The organism is Psychrobacter sp. 1Y4 (assembly GCF_051847555.1).
In genome coordinates this window covers 1-538 of sequence record NZ_JBPYDE010001059.1, presented here as the reverse complement: position 1 = coordinate 538, position 538 = coordinate 1, and the positions used below count along the sequence as shown (strand labels likewise).

The window sequence follows — 538 nt, the reverse complement described above, 5'->3', positions numbered from 1 at the left end:
AAGCAGAGATTACATACCTATCGAGAGAAGAGACTGGGTGCTTGAAAATGCTAATAAAGAATGGCAATGGCAAATAAAAGAGAATGATTTTATTGATTTGCTGGTTAGCACTCAAGGTAATAGCACTTGGTTGAATGTAGAAGGTGAATGGGAAGAGGTTGAAAATAGTAGAATCGAACGGGTCTCATTCAAAAGTATATTAGTACCCAATCGTTTCAGTCAGTCCTTATTAAACACGACTATCAATCACGAGAACTATATCCACGAATGCTTCCTCTATGACTTTTGCTCGATTGATAATGAACATGACGACAAAGTGTTTACAGTAGTAAAACTACTTGAGTTAGATGAGGAAAGGTACGGTGTTGGCTCTATGGATCCGTTTCTTGGTGGTGTCAGAAGGATACAGCCATTTAAACTACACTCTGCTATTACAGAAGTAATTAATTGTACTTATAGCAATGATATGAAAAACTGGCAACTTGATGATAAGGTGTGTTTACAAAGCAAATATTGGAGCGAAGACAAACCAAGTCAT

The 538-nt window shown here is 37.0% G+C and carries 1 protein-coding gene; it reads left to right on the top strand.

The window, feature by feature from the left end; genetic code table 11:
- Positions 1 to 37 precede the first annotated feature (37 nt).
- On the top strand, positions 38 to 538 hold a 501-nt coding region (locus ACS8FC_RS20400; RefSeq protein ID WP_439298126.1), incomplete at its 3' end, for a hypothetical protein.